The sequence below is a fragment of the Serinibacter arcticus genome, from assembly GCF_003121705.1.
GTDB lineage: Bacteria > Actinomycetota > Actinomycetes > Actinomycetales > Beutenbergiaceae > Litorihabitans.
Genome location: NZ_PYHR01000002.1, coordinates 2,833,045 through 2,852,790 on the forward strand (window position 1 = coordinate 2,833,045; position 19,746 = coordinate 2,852,790).

Below are 19,746 nucleotides of genomic sequence, written 5' to 3' on the forward strand. Positions count from 1 at the left end.
TCACGACGGCGAGGCACCCACCGCGGGTGCCTCGCCGTCGTCGTTCCACCGGGCGCCGGCGACCGCGCCTCAGATCTCGGCGAGCGCCTTGCGGATCCGCTTCGCCGACACCGTGCCGCTCGTCCCGAGCTGCTGCGCGAACAGCGAGACCCGCAGCTCCTCGAGCTGCCAGCGCACGGCCGCGGCCCGCGCCCTCCGCGTCGGGGTGAGCGTCGGGCCGTCGACGACGGCGAGCGCGTCCGTCAGCTCCTGCACCTCCCAGGCGAGGGTCGCGTCACGCGCGGGGTTCTCCTGCGCCTTGGTCAGCCGCACGCCGTCGGCCCGCAGGTAGCGGACGAGGTGGCGCAGCGCCTCGGGCGGCGTCGTCACGAGGAAACCCGGGTGCACGAGCGAGGCCGCGTGCTCGCGGATCTGCTGCAGCGTGCCGAGCAGGGCGATCGACGTCGCGCCGCGGACGGCCGCCTCGAGCTCGCGGTACGCGACCAGCGCCTCGACCGTGCGGGCCACGACGCCGTACACGGTGTCCTCGAGCGACGCCCGGACGTCGGAGCGCAGCGTCCGGTAGGCGACGTCGTCGCGCACCCCCGCGAGGTCGCTCCCCTGGGTGAGCGCCGCGATCCCCGCCGCCTGGACGTCGCGCACCAGCGCCGCCGTCGTCCGGTACGGGCTGGACGCGAGCGTGAGCGCCTCGCGGCCGGTCCAGCGCGACGTGACGCGCGACTCCGAGAGCGCGAGGTCGGACAGGAGCAGCTCGCGCACGCCGGCGGCGTGGGAGGCCGCGGCCTGCTCGACGTCGGTGAGCACGCGCAGCGCGACGTGGCGCTCCTTCCCCGAGCCCTCGATGACGAGCGCCGGGTAGCCCTTGACCTCGAGGCCGCCGACGACGGTCGCCACCTCGCGCGGGATCGGGCGGCCGTCGAGCGACTCCCACGAGTCGACCTTCGCGACCTCCACCGCGCCCGACGTCGTCAGCCCCGACCCTCCCACCCCACCGAGAGGTGCGCCGGCAGCGCCACCCGAGGAGGGGATGCCGGAACGGTCCCCGGACGATGGCGGGTTTGGCGGGAGCGACCCGTCGCGCGAGGAACGAGCCGACCGGTCGCGGATGGCGGCCGAGGACCGTTCCGGCATCCCGCCCGCCCCAGCCCCGGCCTCCTTGAGCGCCCGCCGCACCGCGGACTGGACCGCCGACTGCGACTGCGCGGCGAGGCGGCGCTGCAGGTAGCGCAGGTCGCGGGACTCCTCCAGCACCTGGCCCCGCTCGCCGACCACACGGAACGTGATGCGCAGGTGGGCGGGCAGCTTGTCAGCGACGTCGTCGAACGCCTCGGGTGGCACGACGACGTCGCGCACCCGGCGCAGCGCCGCGGCGAACGCCGCGTGGAACCCGGGGGCGCCGTCGGGCGCGGGCGCGACGTCGGACCAGTCGGGCAGGAGGTCGACGGCGGCCGCCGCGGTGTCGGGGGCCGGCACGAGCTGGACGCGCACGGGCTTGGGCAGGGCGCGGATCGTCGCCGTCGTGAGCTCGGGCACGAGGGAGGGAACGAGCCAGTCGAAGCCGTCGGGGCGCACGCGCGGGAGGACGGCCAGCGGGATGTGGACGGTCACGCCGTTGGCGTCCTGGCCCGGCGAGAACTGGTACGTCAGCGGGAGCTCGAGCACCGTCGTCGAGCCGGGGACGACCTGACGCCAGACCTCGGGCAGCCCCGAGGTGTCGATCTCGGAGGCGCCGGGGGCGAGCAGGTCGAGGGAGTACGTGAGCAGGTACGGGTGCTCGCGACGGGCGTCCTTCCACCAGGCGTCGAACGTCCGCGCGGTGGCGATGTGCTCGGGCAGGACCGCGTCGAAGAAGGCGACCAGCGCCTCCTCGTCGGCCAGCAGGTCCAGCCGGCGGGTGCGCTCGGCCAGCTCGGACGCCTCGGCGCGCAGCTCGCGGTTGCGCGCGACGAAGCGGTGGTGGGTGGTCCAGGCGTCGTCGACGAGCGCGTTGCGGATGAACATCTCGCGCGCGAGCTCGGGGTCGACCTTCGCATACGGCACGATCCGGTCGGCCACGAGAGTGACGCCGTACAGCAGCACCTTCTCGTGGCACATCGCCGCGCCCTGCTTGCTCGACCAGTACGGCTCCGAGTGCGTGCGCTTGACAGTGTCGCCCGCCAGCTTCTCCGCCCACTCGGGCTGGATCCGCGCGGCGGTGCGCGCGAACAGGCGCGAGGTCTCCACCAGCTCGGCCGCCATCACGTAGGCCGGCGGCTTCTTCGCCAGCGCGGATCCGGGGAACGGGATGAACCGGGTGCCGCGGGCGCCCGCGTACTCGCGGCGTCGCTCGTCCCAGCTGCCGATGTGGCTGAGCAGGCCGGCGAGGATCGCGGTGTGGACGCCGTCGGAGTCGACGCGACGCTTGCGCACGACGGCGACCTCGGGCTCACCGTCGATCCGCAGCCCCCGCTCGGGATGGATCCCGACGGCGCCGGCCAGCTGGCGCAGCTGGCCGTGGATGTCCTGCCACTCGCGCACGCGCAGGAAGTGCAGGAACTCGGTGCGGCACATCCGGCGGAAGGCGCTGGAGCCCATGACCTGCTGCTGGTCGCCGAGGTAGTCCCAGAGCGTGAGGATGCCGAGGAAGTCCGAGGAGGAGTCGGCGAACCGGCGGTGCGAGGCGTCGGCGAGCTCCTGCTTGTCCACCGGGCGCTCGCGGACGTCCTGGACCGACAGCGCCGCCACGATGACCATGACCTCGCTGACGCAGCCCAGTCGCTGGGCCTCGATGAGCATCCGGCCCAGCCGCGGGTCGATCGGGAGCTGGGCGAGCTGGTGGCCGATGTGGGTGAGCGAGGGACCGCGAGGGGCCTGCGCAGCGTCGCCGACCTCCTGCTGCTCGGCGATGGCACCGAGCTCGGTGAGCAGCGCGACGCCGTCGCGGATCGCGCGGAGCTCGGGCGGCTCGACGAACGGGAAGTCCTCCATCCGGCCGAGGTTGAGCTCGGTCATCTGCAGGATCACGCTGGCGAGCGAGGTGCGCAGGATCTCGGGCTCGGTGAACTCCGGGCGGGAGGTGAAGTCCTCCTCGGAGTACAGGCGGATCGCGACGCCGTCCGCCACGCGTCCGCAGCGCCCGGAGCGCTGGTTGGCGCTCGCCTGCGAGACGGGCTCGATCGGGAGCCGCTGCACCTTCGTGCGGTTGGAGTAGCGGGAGATGCGGGCCAGGCCGGTGTCGACGACGTAGCGGATGCCGGGCACGGTGAGGCTGGTCTCGGCGACGTTGGTCGAGATGACGACGCGGCGGTACGGGTGCGGCTCGAAGACGCGGTGCTGCTCTGCGGCGCTCAGGCGCGCGTACAGCGGCAGCACCTCGACGGCGCCGGGGACGGTGCTCGAGGCGCCCGGCAGGGTGAAGCGGTTGCCGAGGTGGTCGCGCAGCGCGTCGGTGGCGTCGCGGATCTCCCGCTCGCCGGAGCAGAACACGAGGATGTCGCCGGGGCCGAGGTGGGAGAGCTCCTCGACGGCGCGGGCGATCGCCGTCGGCTGGTCGAGGTCCTCCTGGGCCGGCGCCTCGGGGTCCTCGCGGTCGGGGACGAGCGGGCGGTAGCGGATCTCGACCGGGAACGTGCGGCCGGTGACCTCGATGACCGGGGCGGGCTCCGCGCCGTCGGGCAGATCGCTGCCGGGGCGCGTCGCGGGGACGACGTGGCCCTTCGCATCCTGCGCGGAGTGGCTCGCGAAGCGGTCGGAGTCGATGGTGGCCGACGTGATGATGACCTTGAGGTCGGGGCGCGTCGGCAGCAGGCGGCGCAGGTAGCCGAGGATGAAGTCGATGTTGAGCGACCGCTCGTGCGCCTCGTCCACGATGATCGTGTCGTAGCGCGACAGGGCTGGATCCCTCTGTATTTCAGAAAGCAGGATGCCGTCCGTCATCACCTTGATCAGCGTCGTCGCGCTGACCTTGTCGGTGAAACGGACCTGGAAGCCGACGACGCCGCCCAGCTCGCCCCCGAGCTCCTCCGCCAGACGGTCGGCGACGGCGCGCGCCGCGATCCGGCGCGGCTGCGTGTGGCCGATGGTGCCCTCGACGCCGCGGCCCAGCTCGAGGCAGATCTTCGGGATCTGCGTGGTCTTGCCCGAGCCGGTCTCGCCCGCGACGACGACGACCTGGTGGTCGCGGATCGCGGCGGCGATGTCCTCGCGGCGGGCCGTGACAGGCAGCTGCGGCGGGTAGGTGATCTCGGGGACCGCGGCGCGGCGCGAGGCGATCAGCTCGGGGCTGGGCGGCAGCGGGCCGCGGCGCGGGCCCTGGCCGCGGCGGTGCTCGCGGGGGCGCGGTTCTCGCGGCGCTCACGCGGGGGTCGGTTCTCGCGGGGCTCACGGGGCTCACGAGGTTCGCGGGGTTCGCGCTCCACGCCCTCGCGGTTCTCGTTCGGCCCGCCCTGGCGCTGCCCACCCCGGCCCCGGCGGGGACGACGACGGCGCGGCTGACCCTCGGGGGGATCGGCTGCGGCGCCGGCATCGGCGTGGGGAGGCGGGACGGCGTCGGACATCCCTCCCATCATCCCAGCCCGGTCCACCGGTTACTCCCGCGGATCGTGCCTGGCTGCGGAGGGCGAGGCGTCAAGCGCTCGACGGCGTGGAGCGCTCAGTCCTCGCGCTCGCTCGCGGGCCGCTCGGACCCGGTCGTCTCGCCGTCGCCGGCCGCCGCCGACACCTCCGACAGCGTGCCGGACGACAGCTCCTCGGCGTCGTCCGAGTCGGGGTCCTCGTCGTCGGACGGCGGCTCCGCGAACGCCGGGTACGGGCCGACCGATGCGGCGCTCTCGCCCCACTCCCGGTCCGCCCACGCCACGGCGGCGGCCCCCAGCTCGGCGAGCACCGGAGTCGTGACGGTGAGCCGCATGGCGAGCCAGGACCAGCGCGAGCGCAGCAGCTGGCGGCGCGTGGGCGAGGGCACGCCGTCGGGGCCGATGGGGCCGTCACCCTCCAGGGCCCGCGGCAGCAGCCACGAGGTGGTCGCGACGATCCAGATCGCGGACGCGACGTCGACGTCGCCCCGCCACTCGTCGCGGTCCGTGATGTGCGGGGCGTGGCCGGACAGCGCGAGCGTGAACGCCGAGAGCATCTGCTCGGTCAGGCCCTCGGGCGGGTCGAACGCGCACCAGCAGGTCGCGAACGGCAGCGCCGGATAGGCGGCGACGAGAGCCGCGTGGCTGACGTCGGTGCCCTCGAGGTCGAGGAAGACCCACCCGGAGCCCGTGGCCAGAGCGTTGTCGGGGCAGGTGTCGGTGGGCCAGGCGACCTCGGCACCCTCCGTCTCCAGCAGCGCCTCCATGGTGTCGAGGTCGTCGGCGGCGCGCTCCGGGTCGACGCCCGCGAGCTCGGCCAGGCGTGCGACGCCGTCGCGCAGCGCCGGGGTCGGGTCGTAGACCTGGACGCCGGACAGCTCGGTGCGCACCGCCGCGAGGTCGTCCACGGAGCGTCCGGCGACGTCGCCGAGCGCGCCGGCCCACGCGATCGCGGCGGCCCACGCGGCATCGCCGTCCTCCCCGAGCAGGTGGTCGGCCAACGTCGGGGCCTGGCCGACGTCGCTCATCAGGACGAGGTGGGTCTCCGGATCGCTCGCCAGCATGGTCGGCGTGCGCGGCAGGTGGCGCAGCCCGACGGTCTCGCGCAGGAAGCTCGTGGCGGCGTCGTCACCCGTGAACTGCTTGGCGACGACGGTGCTCCCGTCCGCGAGCGTCACCCGCAGCACCCGGGACCGCGCCGAGCCCCCGAGGTCCTCGGTGGCGGTGGGCTCCTCGCCCAGCAGGCGGGTCAGGACGTCCTGGGACTCGGGCATGGTCGATCCTCACACGGTCGGACGCCCGTGAGGGCGACCCATCCGCGCCGACGACGACGCTGCGGGCATCGCCGTCGGTGCGGAGAGATCGCCCTCGCGGGTGCAGCGTGCGAGTGGGGGAGCGTGGCGTCAGCGCTTGCCGCCGCCGAGAAGGCCTCCGAGCAGGTCGCCCAGGCCGCCGCCGGGGCCCGAGCCCGCGCCGGCCGAGCCGCCCTGGGTGCCGAGGACGCCGCCGAGGATGTCGCCGAGGCCGCCGCCCCCGCCCGTGCCGCCGGAGCCGCCGCCGAGGATCCCGCCGAGGACGTCACCGATGCCTCCGCCGAGACCGCCGCCACCCTGCGCCTGACCGCGCCCGGTGCCGGACCCGCCCGCCCCGCCGCCGAGGAACTTCTTCGCGAGCCACGCCAGCACGATCGGCGCCAGGATCGGGAGGAGCTGCTTGAGGAGGCCCGAGCTCTGCGCGCCGGGCGCGGCACCGAGCGTGGCGACGACCTGGTCGGTGTTCTCCCCGAAGACGTTGCGGACGATCTTGGCGCCGTCGGCGCTGTCGACGTCCGCGAGGTCGATGCCGCCGTCGACGAGGGAGGCGTCCTTGGTCTGCAGGGCCGAGGCGAGCGACGCCGCGCCCGCCGGGTCCTGCGCGTTGGCCTGGAGCCCGGCCAGCAGGGTGGGGAGGGCGGCGACGATGCCGGCCTGCGCCGTCGGCTCGTCGACGCCGAGCTGGGCGGCGACCTGGTCGACCGGGATCAGGCTCATGAGTTCGGTGATGTCTGACATGGAGGTGCCCCGTCCGTGAGGGAGCCCGTCGGTGGGCCCGGGTGGCACGAGGCTAGGCGCTGGTCGGGGTGGGGGTCACGCCGTCGGGGAGGTGTTCACGGGTCGGTGCCGCCCGGTCGCGGTCGATCTCGGCCCGGCCGTTCGGGGCGTGCTCGCCTACGCTCGTGAGGTGTCCCCGCACCGCACGACCTCCGCCCGCGTCGCCGTCGTGACCGTCTCCGACCGGTCGGCGTCGGGCGAGCGCGCCGACGCGTCCGGTCCAGCCGCTCGCGAGGCGCTGGTCGCGGCGGGGTTCGCCGACGTCGTGGTGACCGTGGTGCCCGACGGCGAGGCCCCCGTCCGCGAGGCCCTCACGGCCGCGCTGGCCGACGGCGCCCGCCTCGTGCTGACGCTCGGCGGCACCGGCGTCGGGCCCCGCGATCGCACGCCCGAGGGCACGCGCGGCGTCATCGAGCTCGAGCTGCCCGGGATCGCCGAGGTGCTCCGCGAGCGCGGCCGGGCCGCCGTCGCGACCGCCGCCCTGACCCGCGGGATCGCCGGGACCGTCGGCGACGCTCTCGTGGTCAACCTGCCCGGCTCGCCGAAGGCCGTGCTCGAGTCGTTCGAGGTGCTGCTGCCGCTGGTGGGCCACGTGCTGGACCAGCTGGCCGGGGGAGACCACTGATGACGGTCGCGATCGCGCGCGTGACGACCGACGTGCTCGACGTCGCCGAGCACCTGGCCGCCGTCGACGACCTGGCGTGCGGTGCCGTCGTCACCTTCGTCGGACGGATCCGCGACCACGACCCGGGCGCGCAGGGCGAGGTCACGGGTATCGAGTACTCCGCGCACCCGGACGCGAGCCGCACCATCGAGGAGCTGGCGGCGCGCGCCGCCGCGAGCGACGTCGTCGGCGGCGTGGCGCGGGTGGCGGTGAGCCACCGGATCGGGGCGCTCGCCGTCGGGGACCTCGCGCTGGTCGCGTGCGTCGCGACGCCGCACCGGGCCGACGCGTACGAGGTCTCGCGGGTGCTGGTCGAGCAGATCAAGGCGGAGCTGCCGATCTGGAAGCGGCAGCACGAGGTCGACGGCCGCACGCACTGGGTGGGGCTGTGACCGGGGTGACGACGTGACCGGGGTCCCCGTGTCGATCGGTCGGCGCCGGCCGGACGAGCGGTGGTCGGGGTCGGGTGCCGTCGGCGGTCCGGACCTGGGCCGACCGGGCGAACCGCTGGTGGACACCTACGGACGCGTCCATCGCGACCTGCGGATCTCGCTGACGGACCGGTGCTCGCTCCGCTGCACCTACTGCATGCCCGAGCAGGGGATGGAGTGGCTGTCGCGGACGTCCATCCTGACCACGGACGAGATCGTCAGGATCGCGCGGATCTGCGCCGAGTCCGGGATCACGACGTTCCGGCTCACCGGCGGCGAGCCGCTGCTGCGGCGCGACCTGCCGGAGGTCGTCGGGCGGCTCGCGGCGCTCCGTGGGCCCGACGGCGAGCCCGTCCAGATCGCGATGACCACCAACGGCATCGGGCTGGACCGGGCGCTGCCCGAGCTCGAGGCCGCGGGGCTCGCTCGCCTGAACATCAGCCTCGACACGCTGCGGCCGGAGCGTTTCCGCGACCTCACGCGGCGCGACCGGCTCGACGACGTGCTGCGCGGCATCGCCGCCGCGCAGGCCTCGGGGCTGCGACCGCTGAAGATCAACGCCGTCGCGATGCGCGGGGTGAACGACGACGAGCTGGTCGAGCTGGTCGAGTTCGCCGTCGCGCACGACGCCCAGATGCGGTTCATCGAGCAGATGCCGCTCGACGTCGGGCACACGTGGGACCGTGCGGCGATGGTGACGCGCGAGGAGATCCTCGACGCGCTCGCCGTGCGCTGGGACCTCACCCCCGTGCCGGGGCGCGGCGGGGCGCCGGCGGAGCGGTGGCGGCTGGGCGACAGCGAGCACACGGTGGGCGTGATCGCGTCGGTGACGGCGCCGTTCTGCGGTGACTGTGACCGACTGCGCCTGACGGCGGACGGTCAGCTGCGCAACTGCCTGTTCTCGAACGCGGAGTTCGACCTGGTGCCGGTGCTGCGGGGCGAGGGTGCGGAGGCCGACGCCGCTGGCGTCGACGGTGGGGTCGACGCGGTGCTGCGCGCGGCGATCCACGCCAAGCTGCCTGGCCACGCGATCAACGACCCGGGCTTCCTGCAGCCGGCCCGAGGCATGAACGCCATCGGCGGCTGACCCCACCGGCGAGGGGTTTCTGCACCACCGGCGAGGGGTTTGCGCACACCGGCGAGGGGCTTCTGCACCACCGGCGAGGGGCTTCTGGTCACCACGTCCGCGGCCTCACCGTGATCCCGAGCAGCTCTCCCAGCTCCCGCTCGAACGAGTCGTCGTCGCCGAAGATCCGGTCGAACGTGGCGATGACGAACCGCCAGGCCAGCTCGTCGGACAGGCGGGCGCGCCGAGCGCCGTCGTGCTGGACGTCGGCCTCGTCGCTGTGGAACTCGCGGCCGTCGTACTCGGCCGCGACGCGGAAGGCGATGTAGGCGGCGTCGAGCCAGTACTCCCGTCCACGATGCTGGATCCGGTGGTCGACCTCGGGGACGGGGAGGCCGGCGTCGATCATCCGCAACCGCATCCACGACTCGCCGTGCGACTGGGCCCGCGGGTCGATGAGCGGCGCGAGCTCCTGCGCCTGACGGGTGCCCCGAAGCCCGCGGATCTGGCCGACGTAGGCCATCACGTCCTCGCGACGAGCGACGCCGGCGCGCACGAGAGCGTCGGCCGCGGCCAGCGCGTGCGGCCTCCAGGTGAGCCGCAGGAGGTCCGCGATGGTCCGCAGGGGAGAGGTGACCGGTAGGCCCGCGATCGTGACGACGTCGGGATCGGGCATCGTCGTCTGGCGCATGGCTGCGCGGCTCGGGTGGGAACGGCTCGTCCCGTGCTTGACCACACACATGGGGCGGAGCTCCCGGAGGGCGCCCGGCGGGTACGTGTCGACGCCGTAGACCCAGGCCGCGGAGTGGTCGCTGATGATCGCGTGGGCCGGGAGGACGAGCGCGAGCGCGGCGACCCGCAGCTCCCGGGAGTCCGGGACGGAGGCGTCGACCAGGACGCCTCGGAACACGCGTCGCAGGCGGTGGGTCTGGACCAGGCGCCGGACGCCGTAGCGGTCGAGGCCGAGCGTGGGGGCTCGCGAGACCAGGAAGGGGGCGCCGTCGTTGATGAGGTCAGGCTGCGGGTGATCCATCCAGGGATCGTGGCGTAAGCACGCGAGACGGCGTCAAACGACTCCATAGATTGGGGATAAAGCTGTGGACGAGCGGGTGTGTCGTGCGGATGGTGCGTAAGCCCCTCGCCGGTGGTGCGTAAGCCCCTCGGCGATGGTGCGTAAGCCCCTCGCGGGTGGTGCGGAAACCCCTCGCCGGGGGTCAGCCGCCGGCGAAGGGGGGCAGGACGTCGAGCGTCGAGCCGGCGGGGACCGGGGTGGCCGGGTCGTCGGTGCGGACCCCCGCGACCAGGAACGAGCAGCGGGTCAGGACGTCGGCGGTGCCCGGGCCGCCGTCGCGCGCGAGCGTGGCGACCACGTCGGCGAGGGTGGCCGCCTCGATCGTCGCCTCCTCGGCGCCGTAGGCCTCGGCCGCGCCCGCGAAGAGGCGGACCGTCACGGCCGTCACTCCGACTCCTCCGGCTCCTGCGGCCGCGCGAGCGCGACGTCCTGCACCTGACGCGCCAGGCGCGCGAGCTCCTCGCCCACCGGCTGACCGGCCGGGACCGCGCGCCCGACGGCGAGCCCCAGCAGGAACGTCGTCAGCGGGGCGGCCGGGCGCGCGACGCCGTGCGCCACGTCCCGCGCGACGTCCAGCACGACGGCGACGTCCGCCGTCGGCTCGACCTCGCCCTCGAGCCCGTACAGCGCGGCGACGCCGGCCAGCCAGTCGTCGAGGGCCTCGGGCGGAAGGTGGTGAGCGCTGGTCATCGCGGGTCCTCGGTCTGGTCGGCTGGATCTGGGACGTCGGGGTCCATCGTCGCAGCAGCGCGGGCCGCGCGGAGGTCGGCGGGGGTGTCGACGTCGCGCGTCGCGCCGGTCGGGTCCGTCACCGTGCCCAACGTCAGGCTCCGCAGCGCGGCCCGCACGGGGAGGCCGGTGAGCCCGCCCGGCTCCCGGTGCGCGACGGCGTCGACTGCCTCGCGCAGGGCCCCGAGCCGGTACCGGGCTGCGAGCCACTGGTCGCGGCCGTCGCCGTCGCGCACGACGACGCCGTCGCACCCGTCCGGGACGCCACCGTCGAGCAGCGCGACGAGCGCCGCCGCGCGCGGGAGGTCGCAGGCGAGGACGAGCACGTCGCCGTCGCCGTCCAGCAGCGCGAGACCGGCACCCAGCGCGGCGAGCGGGCCCCCGAACGGCGGGTCCTCCCGCGTCCGGAGCACGCCGGCGGGCACCTCCGCCTCCGGCCCGACCACGACGGACCGCGCGGCCGGCACCCCCGCCGTCGCGACGGCGTCGAGCACCCCCGCGAGCAGCGTCCGGTCGCCGACCACCAGCCCGCCCTTGTCCACGCCTCCCAGCCGCGACGCGCGACCGCCCGCGAGGACGACGGCCGACAACGCGCTCACCGCCTCACTCCCGGAACCAGTCGCCGGACTTCCCGCCCGTCTTCGCCTCGAGCCGGATCTCGCCGATCCACACGCCCTTGTCGAGCCCCTTGACCATGTCGACCAGCGCGAGCGCCGCGACCGACACAGCCGTGAACGCCTCCATCTCCACGCCCGTGCGGTCGGCCGTGCGGACCGTCGCGGCGATCGCGACGCCGTCGTCGGCCAGCTCGAGGTCCACGCTCGCGCCGTGCACGCCGATGACGTGCGCGAGCGGCAGCAGCTCGGCGCACCGCTTCGCGCCCGAGATCCCGGCGATGCGCGCGACGGCGAACGCGTCGCCCTTGGGCACGGTGTCGTCCCGCAGCGCCGCGATCACGCCGGGCGGGCAGTGGACGAACCCGGTCGCCGTCGCCGAGCGCACCGTCGGCAGCTTCTCGGTGACGTCGACCATGCGCGCGTGACCGGCGCCGTCGAGGTGGGTGAAGGTCATGAGGCTCCTCAGATCGGCGTGGTCGAGACGGTCGGGGTGGTCGGCGTCGTCAGCATGGTCGGGAGGACGCGGCCCCTCACGTCAGCGGGTGGTCGGTGCCGATCACGACGGCGTCCACCACCTCGCCCGCGTGCACCCGGTCGACCTCCGCGGGCACGATCGCGTAGCCGTTCGCCGCCGCGAGGCTGCCGACGAGGTGCGACTTCGAGCCGCGCGACGCGACCGGCGTCGCCACCAGCGAACCGTTGACCAGCGTCATCCGCGCGGGCAGGTACTGGGTCCGGCCCGGGGGAGTGCCCCAGTCGGCCCCCGCGGTGGCGCGCGACGGCGTGACGGTCAGCTCGCTCACGGGGGCGCCCTGCAGCGCGAGCAGCGCCGGCAGAACGAAGACGTGGAACGAGACCCACGCGCTGACGGGGTTCCCGGGCAGGCCGAACAGCAGGGGTCCGGAGGGCAGGCGCCCGAACGCCTGCGGCTTGCCCGGCTGCATCGCCACGGACGCGAACCGGACGTCGTCGGACCCGGCGAACACCTGCTTGACCGGGTCGTAGGCGCCCGCGCTCACGCCGCCGGTGAGCACGACGACGTCGCTCCCGCCCGCGCGCGCGATCGCGGCCTCGAGGGCGGCCGGCTCGTCGGGGACACGCAGCACGGCGAGGACCTCGCCGCCCGCGCGGCGCACCAGGCCGGCCAGCAGCAGCGAGTTGGAGTCGGGGATCTCGCCCCGGCGCAGGGGGGCGCCGGGCGCGACGAGCTCGCTGCCGGTGGAGATCACGGTGACGCGCGGCGCGGGGTGCACCCGGACGCTCCCGTGCCCGGCCGAGGACAGCGCCGACAGCACGGTGCCGGTCGCCGTCGTGCCCGCGGCCGCCACGAGGGCGTCGACGCCGAGGTCCTCGCCCGCGCCGCGCAGGTGCTGCCCGCGCTCGACGGTGCGCAGCACGGTGACGGTGTCCGCGACCCCGGCCATCGGGTCGGTGCGGTCGGTGTGCTCGAGCTGGACGACGGCGTCGGCGTCGGTCGGCAGGACGGCCCCCGTCATGATCCGGGCGCACTCGCCGGGCGCGAGGGCGGGGTCCAGCGACGACCCGGCGGGCAGATCGGCGACGATCCGCAGCGTGACGGGCGCGTCGGGACCGGCGTGCGCGACGTCGTCGTACCGGACGGCGTAGCCGTCCATCGCCGAGTTCTCCCACGCGGGGATCGGCACGAGCGTGCGGACGTCGGCCGCGAGGCGACGGTCGTACGCGTCGGCGAGCGCGACCTCGTGCGGCGGCAGGGCGACGACGGCGGCGAGGACGCGCGCGAGCTGGTCGGCGACCGTGACCATGCCGCCCCGCGACGTGGCGGCGCCCATCAGCGCTGCCCCGCCGTCCGCGCGAGGGTGCGCAGCTCGTCGACGCCCGCGGGGGTCAGGGCGAGTGCGGTGCGGCCGACGACGGCGAGCGGTCCGAGCGCGCGGACCGACCGGATCCCGGCCGCGCAGTAGGTGACGAGGGTCGCGTCGGCGGGGACCCCGGCGTCGTCCAGCAGGGTGGCCAGCGCGGCCGTGCCCGACCGCTCGGCCTGGCCGAGCGCCGAGATCGGCACGTTCACCGCGCCGGCGAGCGCGTCGGCCGCGAACTCGGCCGGCTCGCGCACGTCGAGGAGCACGACGGACCCCTCGAGCTCGAGGTACCGGGTGGCCCCGATCTCGACGGTCGCCTGGCCGCGAGAACGCTCGGGCTCGCGGATCGCGGCCGTCCGCCGCGAGCTGGACCGTTCTCGCGCCGGTGTGCCGCCCACCAGCGGGACCTCGCGGATCCGCATCGTCAGGGCGTCGACCACGGCGACCCGGCCCAGCAGCACGTCGCCGGCACCGACGATCAGCTTGATCGCCTCGGTCGCCATCATCGCGCCGACGATCCCGCACAGCGCCCCGAGCACCCCCGCCTCGGCGCACGAGGGCACGGTGCCCGGCGCGGGCGGCTCCGGGAACAGGTCGCGGAGCGTGATGCCCGCGACGTCGCCCGGCGGCTGCGACCAGAAGACCGAGACCTGGGCGTCGAACCGCAGCACGGAGCCCCAGACGACCGGCACCCCCAGCGCGGCGCACGTGTCGGAGACGAGGTACCGGGTGGGGAAGGTGTCGGTGCCGTCGAGCACGAGGTCCCAGCCGGTGAGGAGCTCGGTCGCGTTGGCGTCGTCGAGCCGCACCCCGTGCTGCACGACGGCGACGTCCGGCGCGAGCTCGCGCAGTCGCCGGGCGGCGCTCGCGACCTTGGGCTCGCCCACCGACGCGGCGGAGTGGATGACCTGGCGGTGCAGGTTGGACAGGTCGACCACGTCGTCGTCGACGATCCCGATCGTGCCGACGCCCGCTGCGGCGAGGTAGGCCAGCACGGGGGCGCCGAGCCCGCCGGCGCCGATCACGAGGACGCGCGCGGCCGCGAGGCGTCGCTGTCCGCTCTCGCCGATCTCGGGCAGCAGGGTCTGGCGCGAGGTGCGGAGCGACTCGGCGGCCGCGAGGGCCGGACCGGGCTCGACGAGGGGAGGGAGGCGCACGTCCGTCAGCCTAACGAGCGGACGCCGAACCACCCCGTCCCGGTCGGGTGCGCCCCCGTCGTCGCGGGAATCTCTACGAACGTGGTGGACGCCCGGTGGTTCGCCGGGTGACTCCCCCCGACCTCTGTCACGATGACGGAGCCGCGGATGAGGGTCCGGGGCGAGGGCCACCGGGCGATCGTCCAGCGGCGGGGGACGGGTCGTCGGCCGAGGTCGACGACCGGGAGGTGGTGGACATGGCCAGGTTCTCGACGCCGAGACCGGGGGTGGGGCGACGACGGTGGGCCGCTCCGGCGCTCGCGCTGCTCCTGACGATCGTGGGGCTGGCACCGGCGACGGCCGGACCCGCGGACGGGTCGACGGCGGAGGGCCCCGCTGCGGCGCCGTCCCCCGGCCCCGGGTCGCCGGGTGATCCCGTCGGCCAGGTCCCGAGGCCCGGGGCCCCCGAGCCGGTGGACCCGGTCGAGCCGGTGGCCACTGTCGAGCCCGCCGAGCCCACCGAGCCCGCCGAGCCCGTGCAGTCGGCCGAGCCCAACGACCCCGTGCAGCCGGCTGAACCCACCGCACCTCCCGCCGAACCCGTGCCGCCCGCCCGTCTCGCCGCCGAGGAGGTCCGCTACCTCACGTCTCCGTGGGCCCCGGTGATCTACCGGGCGACCCCCGCGGCGTCGGCGCCGATCAGCTACGCCGACTGGGCGGCGGCGGGTTTCCCGGCGCCGGAGAGCGCGCTCGTCGGGATCGTCCGGCTCCCGTGGTCCGCATCGGTGTACGGCGTCCTGTCCTTCGCCTTCGACCGCACGCTGCCCGGTACCGAGGCGGTGCACCTCTCGGGCGCCCAGTGGGGCGGGCTCGCTCCCGCCGACCGGGCCCAGCTGCGGCTCACGGCTCACGTCACCGGTTCGCGCTACGTCTCCTGGGAGACCGCACCCGGGGAGCTGTCGGTGATCCCACCGGACGGCGTCGAACATCGCCTCACATTCGCTGAGTGGCGCGCCGCCGGCACGCCGCCGGCGTCGGTCAGGCCGGGAGGATTCGTCACGACGCCGTGGTCCGGGACCATCTGGCAGGTGGGGAGCCTCGGCCAGGGGACGTCAGGGACCGCGCTCACCCGCGCCCGCTGGGACGCCCTGGCGAACCCCACGCCGCAGCAGCGCGTCACGGTGCCGGGGGCGTCGTACTTCGCGTGGGAGTCGAACCCCGCCCAGCGCTACGTCCGGCTGCCCGACGGCGTCGAGCACCGCTTCTCCCTGGCCGAGTGGAACCGTGCCGGCAACCCCGGCCAGAGCATCCGGGCGGGCGGCTTCCTCCGGGTTCCCTGGTCCAGCTCGATCTGGTTCTTCCCGAACCTCGCGTCCGCCCAGGGTGGCCGGGCGCTGACCGGTGCGGACTGGGCCTCCTACGACAGTCCCGAGCCGCGGACGGTCGGGAACGTGCCCGGTGGGCGGTTCACCCAGCTCTGGGGCGAGAGCGCCGTCGTGCACTCCGCGCTCGGGCGCGAGTCGCACGTGCCGGCGTGGGGCTGGGCGGCCGCGGGGCCGCAGTCCCTCGACGTCGTCTGTCCCGTGTTCGTCTACGGCACGCTGCGCCCGGGCGAGCCGGCGTGGGGACGGTTGTCCGGCGTCGCGACGTCGGCCCCGGAGACGCGGATCGCGGGGTCGAGCCTGTACGTCCAACCGGGACGGGCCTTCCCGTACCTGGTCCCCGGTGGTGCCGGCGTGACCGGGAACCTCGTGCACGTGCGCTCGGGCGCCTGCGGGTCGACGATCCCGCAGCTCGACGCCTACGAGAAGTTCGTCACGGGGGCGCCGATCCACGGGCAGGCGTACTACCGGGACGTCGCGACGATCGACGGCGTCAGGGCCTTCGTCTACGTGGCGGGGCCCGCCAAGGCCGCGGCCCTGCGCGGCGGGGCCGGCGTGCTCATCCCGAGCGGCGACTGGAAGCGGCGCTGACCCGCGCCGGGTCCGGTCACCCCCGCGACCCTGCCAGCACCCGCGCCGGCAGCGTCGCGGCCGCCGCGTCGTAGCGCTCGAGCACGAGCGCGGCGAGCGCCGGGTCGGGCGCCAGCGCCTCGGTCACGACGTCGGCGCCGGACCGCAGCACCACGTCGAGGAAGTAGCCGGGCGCGAGGAGGTAGGAGGCGACGACGACGCGTCCGCCGTCGGGCACCTGGGTCTGCGCGACGGCGTCAGGCACCCGCGGGTGCGCGCCCGCGCCGTAGGAGGCGATCACGCCGCGGCCCAGCAGCTGCGCGAGGTCGCGCGTCACCGCGGCCACGGCCTCGGCGGCCTCCGGGTCGCTCGATCCGGCAGCGGCCAGCACGACCTGGTCCTGCGGCTGCAGGTCGTACGGCGCGAGGCGGTCGGCGAGCAGCCGGACGAGGGTCGTGTGCGGTCCGAGCGGCGGCGCGGCCACGACGTCGTCGCGCACCGTCGCGCCCTGGATGTCCTCCTTGACGTGGAACCCGGTCGACAGCAGGACCGGCACGATCACGGCGGGTCCCTCGACCCCGGCGACGACCGTGTCCAGGCGCGGCTCCTGGACGTCGACGAACGCCTCGCGGACCTCGAGCCCCGGCCGGGCCGCGCGCACCTGGTCGAGCAGCGCGCGGATCGCGGCGCGCCCGGTGAGGCTGGCGGTGCCGTGCGAGCAGCCGATCAGCACGGGGGCGGCGTCCGCCTGCGCGGTGTGGTGGGCGGTGCCGTTCTCGGTCATGCGTCCTCCTGCGTCTCGAGCCGGTAGCCGCGCTTCACGACGGTCCGGATCACCTGGCGTCCGACGGCGTCGCGCAGCCGCGCGATCGCCACCTCGGCGGCGTGGGGGTCGGTCGACCCGCCGGGCAGCGCGCCGAGCACGGCCTCGCGGCTGACGACGGACCCGATGTTGTCGGTCAGCAGCCGCAGCACCGCGAGCCCCGACGGCGTGAGCGCGAGGTCGCGGCCGTCGAGCACCGCGCCGCCGCGCCGCAGGTGGAGCGCGCCGGCCGACGTGGCGACGCCGGGCTGCGAGGCGAAGTGTGTGGTGAGGGCGCGCACGAAGGAGCCGAGCCGGCCGCGGTCGGGGATGAGCGGCTCGATGCCGGCGTCCCGCAGCGGCGCGGCCGTGATGGGTCCGACGGCGGCCCACAGCACGTCGTCGCGATCGATCACCGCCTCCAGGATCTGCGCGTCGCGCGCGACGCCGAGCCACGCGGCGGCCGCGGGGGCGGAGGTGAAGGTGACGGCGTCGATCTCACCGTCCGCGACGGCGCGCACCGACTCCAGCACCAGCGCCGGATCCTTCGGCGGCCCCCACCGGTAGACCACGATGTTGTGGACCTGGGCGCCGGCGTCGCGGAACTGCTCGTCCAGGCCGTCGGCCCCGGCGCCGTGGTGCTGGATGACGATGTCGAGCCCCTCGACGCCCTCGTCCAGGAGCAGCTCGGCCACCTCCTCCGACGTCTCGGACTCGGCGACCCAGTCGGCGGTGAGCCCGGCCGCCTGGATGGCGCCGCGGGCCTTCGGGCCGCGCGCGATGAGCCGGGCCCCGCCGATCGCCCGCACGAGGTCCTCGGCCAGCCCGGCGGTGTCGGCGGCCTCGATCCAGGCGCGGAAGCCGATACCGGTGGTGGCCAGCACGACGTCGGGCGGGTTCGCGATCACCTCGCGCGTGCGTTCCAGCAGGAGCTGGTCGTCCGCGTGCGGGAGCATGCTGAGCGCGGGGGCGTGGCGCGTCTGGGCGCCGCGCCGGACCAGGGCCGCGGCGAGCTCGGTGGCCCGCCGTTCGGCCGTGATCAGCACGACGCACCCGGTCAGGACCTGGTCGATGTGGCTGTTCACGAGTCCATTGTCGCGGCGGCCGGGGCGGCGGCACGAGCAGGTCCGGATCGGCCACCGCGCCCAGGACGACGACGGCGGGCGCCCGGACCCCGCGCTCGACCGCGACGGCGGCCACGGTACCGAGCGTGGCGTGCGTGACGCGCTGCGTCGGCAGCGTCCCGTTCTCCACGACGGCGACAGGCAGGTCCGCCCGCACGCCGGCGTCGATCGCGGTGGCGGCCAGGTCGCCGAGCACGCCGACCCCCATCAGCACGACGACGGTGCAGCTCGCCTCGCGCAGACCCGTCAGGGCGGCGCCCGAGAACCCGTCCTGCCCGTTCATGACGAGCACGCTGCCGACCACGCCGCGGTGGGTGAGCGGGATCCCGGCGGCCGCGGGCGCCGCGAACGCGCTGCTCACTCCCGGGACGACCGTGACCGGCACGCCGGCCTCGCGGCACGCGAGGACCTCCTCGCCGCCGCGGCCGTAGACGAACGGGTCGCCGCCCTTGAGCCGGACGACCTGCTGGCCGCGGCGCGCGTGCTCGACGAGGAGGTCGCCGATCTGAGCCTGCGTGAACCGGTGGTGGCCGGGAACCTTGCCGACGTCGATGACCAGGACGCTCGGCGGCAGCTCGTCGAGCACCCCCACGGGACCGAGCCGGTCGGTGACGACGACGTCGGCCTGCGCGAGCGCGCGCCGTCCCTCGACCGTCATGAGCCCCAGCTCGCCGGGACCGCCGCCGACCAGGGTGACGTGGCCGTGACCGGGGCGCGGCTCGCGACGGCGGCGCAGGTCCACCGCACCCTCGCGCAGGTGCGCGGCCATCGCGTCGCGGGCCGCGATGCTGCGGCGGGGGTCCGCGGCGCCGGTCGAGACGACGCCGAGCACGAGGTCCCCGGTCCGGGTCGTCGCAGGGGTGCGGGCCGAGCCGGCGGCCGGGCGGTTGCTGCCGCCGGCGTCGATGCAGAAGATCCGTCGCTCGTCGGCCCACGCCAGCACGGCCACGTCGGTGACGGAGTCGCCGGTCGCGGTGTGGACGAGCCAGCAGCCGTCGAGGTCGCACGGCTCGACGTCGCGCCGGTGCAGCGTCACCTCGCCGGCCAGGGCGAGGTCGCGCAGCGTCTCGCAGACGTCGGGGGCGACGACGGTGACGGCGGCGCCGTCGGCCAGCAGGGCCTGCGCGCGGCGGGCGGCGACGGGCCCGCCGCCGACCACCAGCACGTCCCGGCGGGTGAGGTCGAGGCCCATGAGGGTGGTCACGACGCGCTCCCCTCGGTGGCGACCGCGGCCGGTGCGACGCTCGGGGTCCCGACCTCGACCACGCCGTCGACGACCCGGACCGGCCAGGTGCGCAGCCCGCCCTCGCCCGGCAGCGGTTCCTTGCCGGCGGCGTCGAGGCACTCCCCGGTCCGCAGGTCGTACACCTGCTTGTGCAGCGGCGAGGCCAGCGTGGGCACCTCGACGCCGTCGACCAGGCGCGAGCCGACGAGCCCGCGGGCCATGACGTTCGCCCCGGTCACGGGGTCGCGCTGCTGGACGGCGAACACCGTGTCCCCCACGACGCGGACGAGAGCGATCTGGGTGCGGTGCGGCTCGCCGTTGATCGTCTCGTCCAGCAGCGCGGCCGCGCCGCGCTCGGGGGTGAGGTCGGTCAGCGCGCAGATGGCGCGGTGCTCGACGGCGGTGGTGGCGTCCGCGACGGCGGAGCCGGCGGTCCCGATCACG

General features: G+C 75.4%; 17 protein-coding genes and 1 pseudogene. 4 read left to right on the forward strand and 14 right to left on the reverse strand.

Going from position 1 to position 19,746, the window contains the following annotated elements; genetic code table 11:
* Positions 1-69: 69 nt before the first annotated feature.
* The 3 genes from hrpA to C8046_RS12695 form a co-directional block, all read right to left on the reverse strand.
* Positions 70-4,272, reverse strand: a complete 4,203-nt coding sequence (gene hrpA, locus C8046_RS12680; protein ID WP_199224570.1) for an ATP-dependent RNA helicase HrpA — start codon at positions 4,270-4,272, stop codon at positions 70-72.
* A gap of 358 nt (positions 4,273-4,630) precedes the next feature.
* The gene (locus C8046_RS12690) at positions 4,631-5,827 is read right to left on the reverse strand and encodes a hypothetical protein (protein ID WP_109229769.1); all 1,197 of its coding nucleotides are present in this window, start codon (positions 5,825-5,827) and stop codon (positions 4,631-4,633) included.
* A gap of 129 nt (positions 5,828-5,956) precedes the next feature.
* Positions 5,957-6,604: a DUF937 domain-containing protein gene (locus tag C8046_RS12695; protein ID WP_109229770.1), complete on the reverse strand. Its 648-nt coding sequence runs from the start codon at positions 6,602-6,604 to the stop codon at positions 5,957-5,959.
* A 169-nt stretch (positions 6,605-6,773) separates the two neighbouring features.
* On the opposite strand from C8046_RS12695, the gene C8046_RS12700 reads away from it, so the two are divergent.
* From C8046_RS12700 to moaA, 3 genes are read left to right on the forward strand one after another with little or no spacing between them, the layout of a single operon-like run.
* Entirely contained in the window at positions 6,774-7,268 is a 495-nt protein-coding gene (locus C8046_RS12700; protein WP_235866317.1) for a MogA/MoaB family molybdenum cofactor biosynthesis protein, read from the forward strand.
* The gene (locus tag C8046_RS12705; protein WP_328587598.1) at positions 7,268-7,699 is read left to right on the forward strand and encodes a molybdenum cofactor biosynthesis protein MoaE; all 432 of its coding nucleotides are present in this window, start codon (positions 7,268-7,270) and stop codon (positions 7,697-7,699) included. The genes C8046_RS12700 and C8046_RS12705 overlap by 1 nt, the downstream gene beginning before the upstream one ends.
* A gap of 13 nt (positions 7,700-7,712) precedes the next feature.
* Positions 7,713-8,825, forward strand: coding sequence for a GTP 3',8-cyclase MoaA (moaA, locus tag C8046_RS12710; RefSeq protein WP_419183558.1), 1,113 nt, complete (start codon positions 7,713-7,715; stop codon positions 8,823-8,825).
* An 88-nt stretch (positions 8,826-8,913) separates the two neighbouring features.
* On the opposite strand, the gene C8046_RS12715 is transcribed toward moaA, so the two are convergent.
* The 7 genes from C8046_RS12715 to C8046_RS12740 form a co-directional block, all read right to left on the reverse strand.
* Positions 8,914-9,837, reverse strand: a complete 924-nt coding sequence (locus C8046_RS12715; RefSeq protein ID WP_109229772.1) for a hypothetical protein — start codon at positions 9,835-9,837, stop codon at positions 8,914-8,916.
* A 181-nt stretch (positions 9,838-10,018) separates the two neighbouring features.
* A complete protein-coding gene (locus C8046_RS12720) occupies positions 10,019-10,264 on the reverse strand; it encodes a MoaD/ThiS family protein (protein ID WP_109229773.1) in 246 nt (81 codons plus the stop codon).
* Positions 10,261-10,566, reverse strand: a complete 306-nt coding sequence (locus C8046_RS18815; protein ID WP_199224472.1) for a DUF6457 domain-containing protein — start codon at positions 10,564-10,566, stop codon at positions 10,261-10,263. The genes C8046_RS12720 and C8046_RS18815 overlap by 4 nt, the downstream gene beginning before the upstream one ends.
* Positions 10,563-11,204 (reverse strand): molybdenum cofactor guanylyltransferase, encoded by a 642-nt coding sequence (gene mobA / locus C8046_RS12725; protein ID WP_235866318.1) that lies wholly within the window; start codon positions 11,202-11,204, stop codon positions 10,563-10,565. The genes C8046_RS18815 and mobA overlap by 4 nt, the downstream gene beginning before the upstream one ends.
* Positions 11,205-11,208: 4 nt before the next feature.
* Entirely contained in the window at positions 11,209-11,676 is a 468-nt protein-coding gene (gene moaC / locus C8046_RS12730; RefSeq protein ID WP_109229774.1) for a cyclic pyranopterin monophosphate synthase MoaC, read from the reverse strand.
* A gap of 76 nt (positions 11,677-11,752) precedes the next feature.
* Entirely contained in the window at positions 11,753-13,033 is a 1,281-nt protein-coding gene (gene glp / locus C8046_RS12735; RefSeq protein ID WP_235866319.1) for a gephyrin-like molybdotransferase Glp, read from the reverse strand.
* The gene (locus tag C8046_RS12740) at positions 13,033-14,220 is read right to left on the reverse strand and encodes a ThiF family adenylyltransferase (RefSeq protein WP_109229775.1); all 1,188 of its coding nucleotides are present in this window, start codon (positions 14,218-14,220) and stop codon (positions 13,033-13,035) included. The genes glp and C8046_RS12740 overlap by 1 nt, the downstream gene beginning before the upstream one ends.
* A gap of 236 nt (positions 14,221-14,456) precedes the next feature.
* Between C8046_RS12740 and C8046_RS12745 the strand changes: the two genes are divergently transcribed.
* The gene (locus C8046_RS12745; protein WP_146197159.1) at positions 14,457-16,172 is read left to right on the forward strand and encodes a gamma-glutamylcyclotransferase family protein; all 1,716 of its coding nucleotides are present in this window, start codon (positions 14,457-14,459) and stop codon (positions 16,170-16,172) included.
* A gap of 16 nt (positions 16,173-16,188) precedes the next feature.
* On the opposite strand, the gene C8046_RS12750 is transcribed toward C8046_RS12745, so the two are convergent.
* The 4 genes and pseudogenes from C8046_RS12750 to C8046_RS12765 all read right to left on the reverse strand — a co-directional run bounded on the left by C8046_RS12750 (position 16,189) and on the right by C8046_RS12765 (position 19,745).
* Positions 16,189-16,935, reverse strand: coding sequence for a sirohydrochlorin chelatase (locus tag C8046_RS12750; protein ID WP_109229777.1), 747 nt, complete (start codon positions 16,933-16,935; stop codon positions 16,189-16,191).
* Complete coding sequence (locus C8046_RS12755) at positions 16,932-18,038, reverse strand: uroporphyrinogen-III synthase (protein WP_109229778.1); 1,107 nt, start codon at positions 18,036-18,038, stop codon at positions 16,932-16,934. Before C8046_RS12755 ends, C8046_RS12750 begins: the two co-directional genes overlap by 4 nt.
* Positions 18,039-18,144: 106 nt before the next feature.
* Positions 18,145-19,269: pseudogene (gene cobA, locus C8046_RS12760) on the reverse strand (uroporphyrinogen-III C-methyltransferase); the annotation flags it as partial.
* Between the two features lie 8 nt (positions 19,270-19,277).
* Positions 19,278-19,745 carry a nitrite reductase (NAD(P)H) small subunit gene (locus C8046_RS12765; RefSeq protein WP_235866466.1) on the reverse strand — a complete coding sequence of 156 codons (468 nt, stop codon included), beginning with the start codon at positions 19,743-19,745 and terminating at the stop codon, positions 19,278-19,280.
* Position 19,746 lies beyond the last annotated feature (1 nt).

Excerpts from the sequence above, each read along its gene's own strand:
- C8046_RS12750 (WP_109229777.1), bottom strand. The coding sequence starts at position 16,935 with ATGACCGAGAACGGCACCGCCCACCACACCGCGCAGGCGGACGCCGCC.
- C8046_RS12705 (WP_328587598.1), top strand. The coding sequence starts at position 7,268 with ATGACGGTCGCGATCGCGCGCGTGACGACCGACGTGCTCGACGTCGCC.
- glp (WP_235866319.1), bottom strand. The coding sequence starts at position 13,033 with ATGGGCGCCGCCACGTCGCGGGGCGGCATGGTCACGGTCGCCGACCAG.
- C8046_RS18815 (WP_199224472.1), bottom strand. The coding sequence starts at position 10,566 with ATGACCAGCGCTCACCACCTTCCGCCCGAGGCCCTCGACGACTGGCTG.
- C8046_RS12690 (WP_109229769.1), bottom strand. The coding sequence starts at position 5,827 with ATGCCCGAGTCCCAGGACGTCCTGACCCGCCTGCTGGGCGAGGAGCCC.
- moaC (WP_109229774.1), bottom strand. The coding sequence starts at position 11,676 with ATGACCTTCACCCACCTCGACGGCGCCGGTCACGCGCGCATGGTCGAC.
- C8046_RS12695 (WP_109229770.1), bottom strand. The coding sequence starts at position 6,604 with ATGTCAGACATCACCGAACTCATGAGCCTGATCCCGGTCGACCAGGTC.
- C8046_RS12715 (WP_109229772.1), bottom strand. The coding sequence starts at position 9,837 with ATGGATCACCCGCAGCCTGACCTCATCAACGACGGCGCCCCCTTCCTG.
- C8046_RS12745 (WP_146197159.1), top strand. The coding sequence starts at position 14,457 with ATGGCCAGGTTCTCGACGCCGAGACCGGGGGTGGGGCGACGACGGTGG.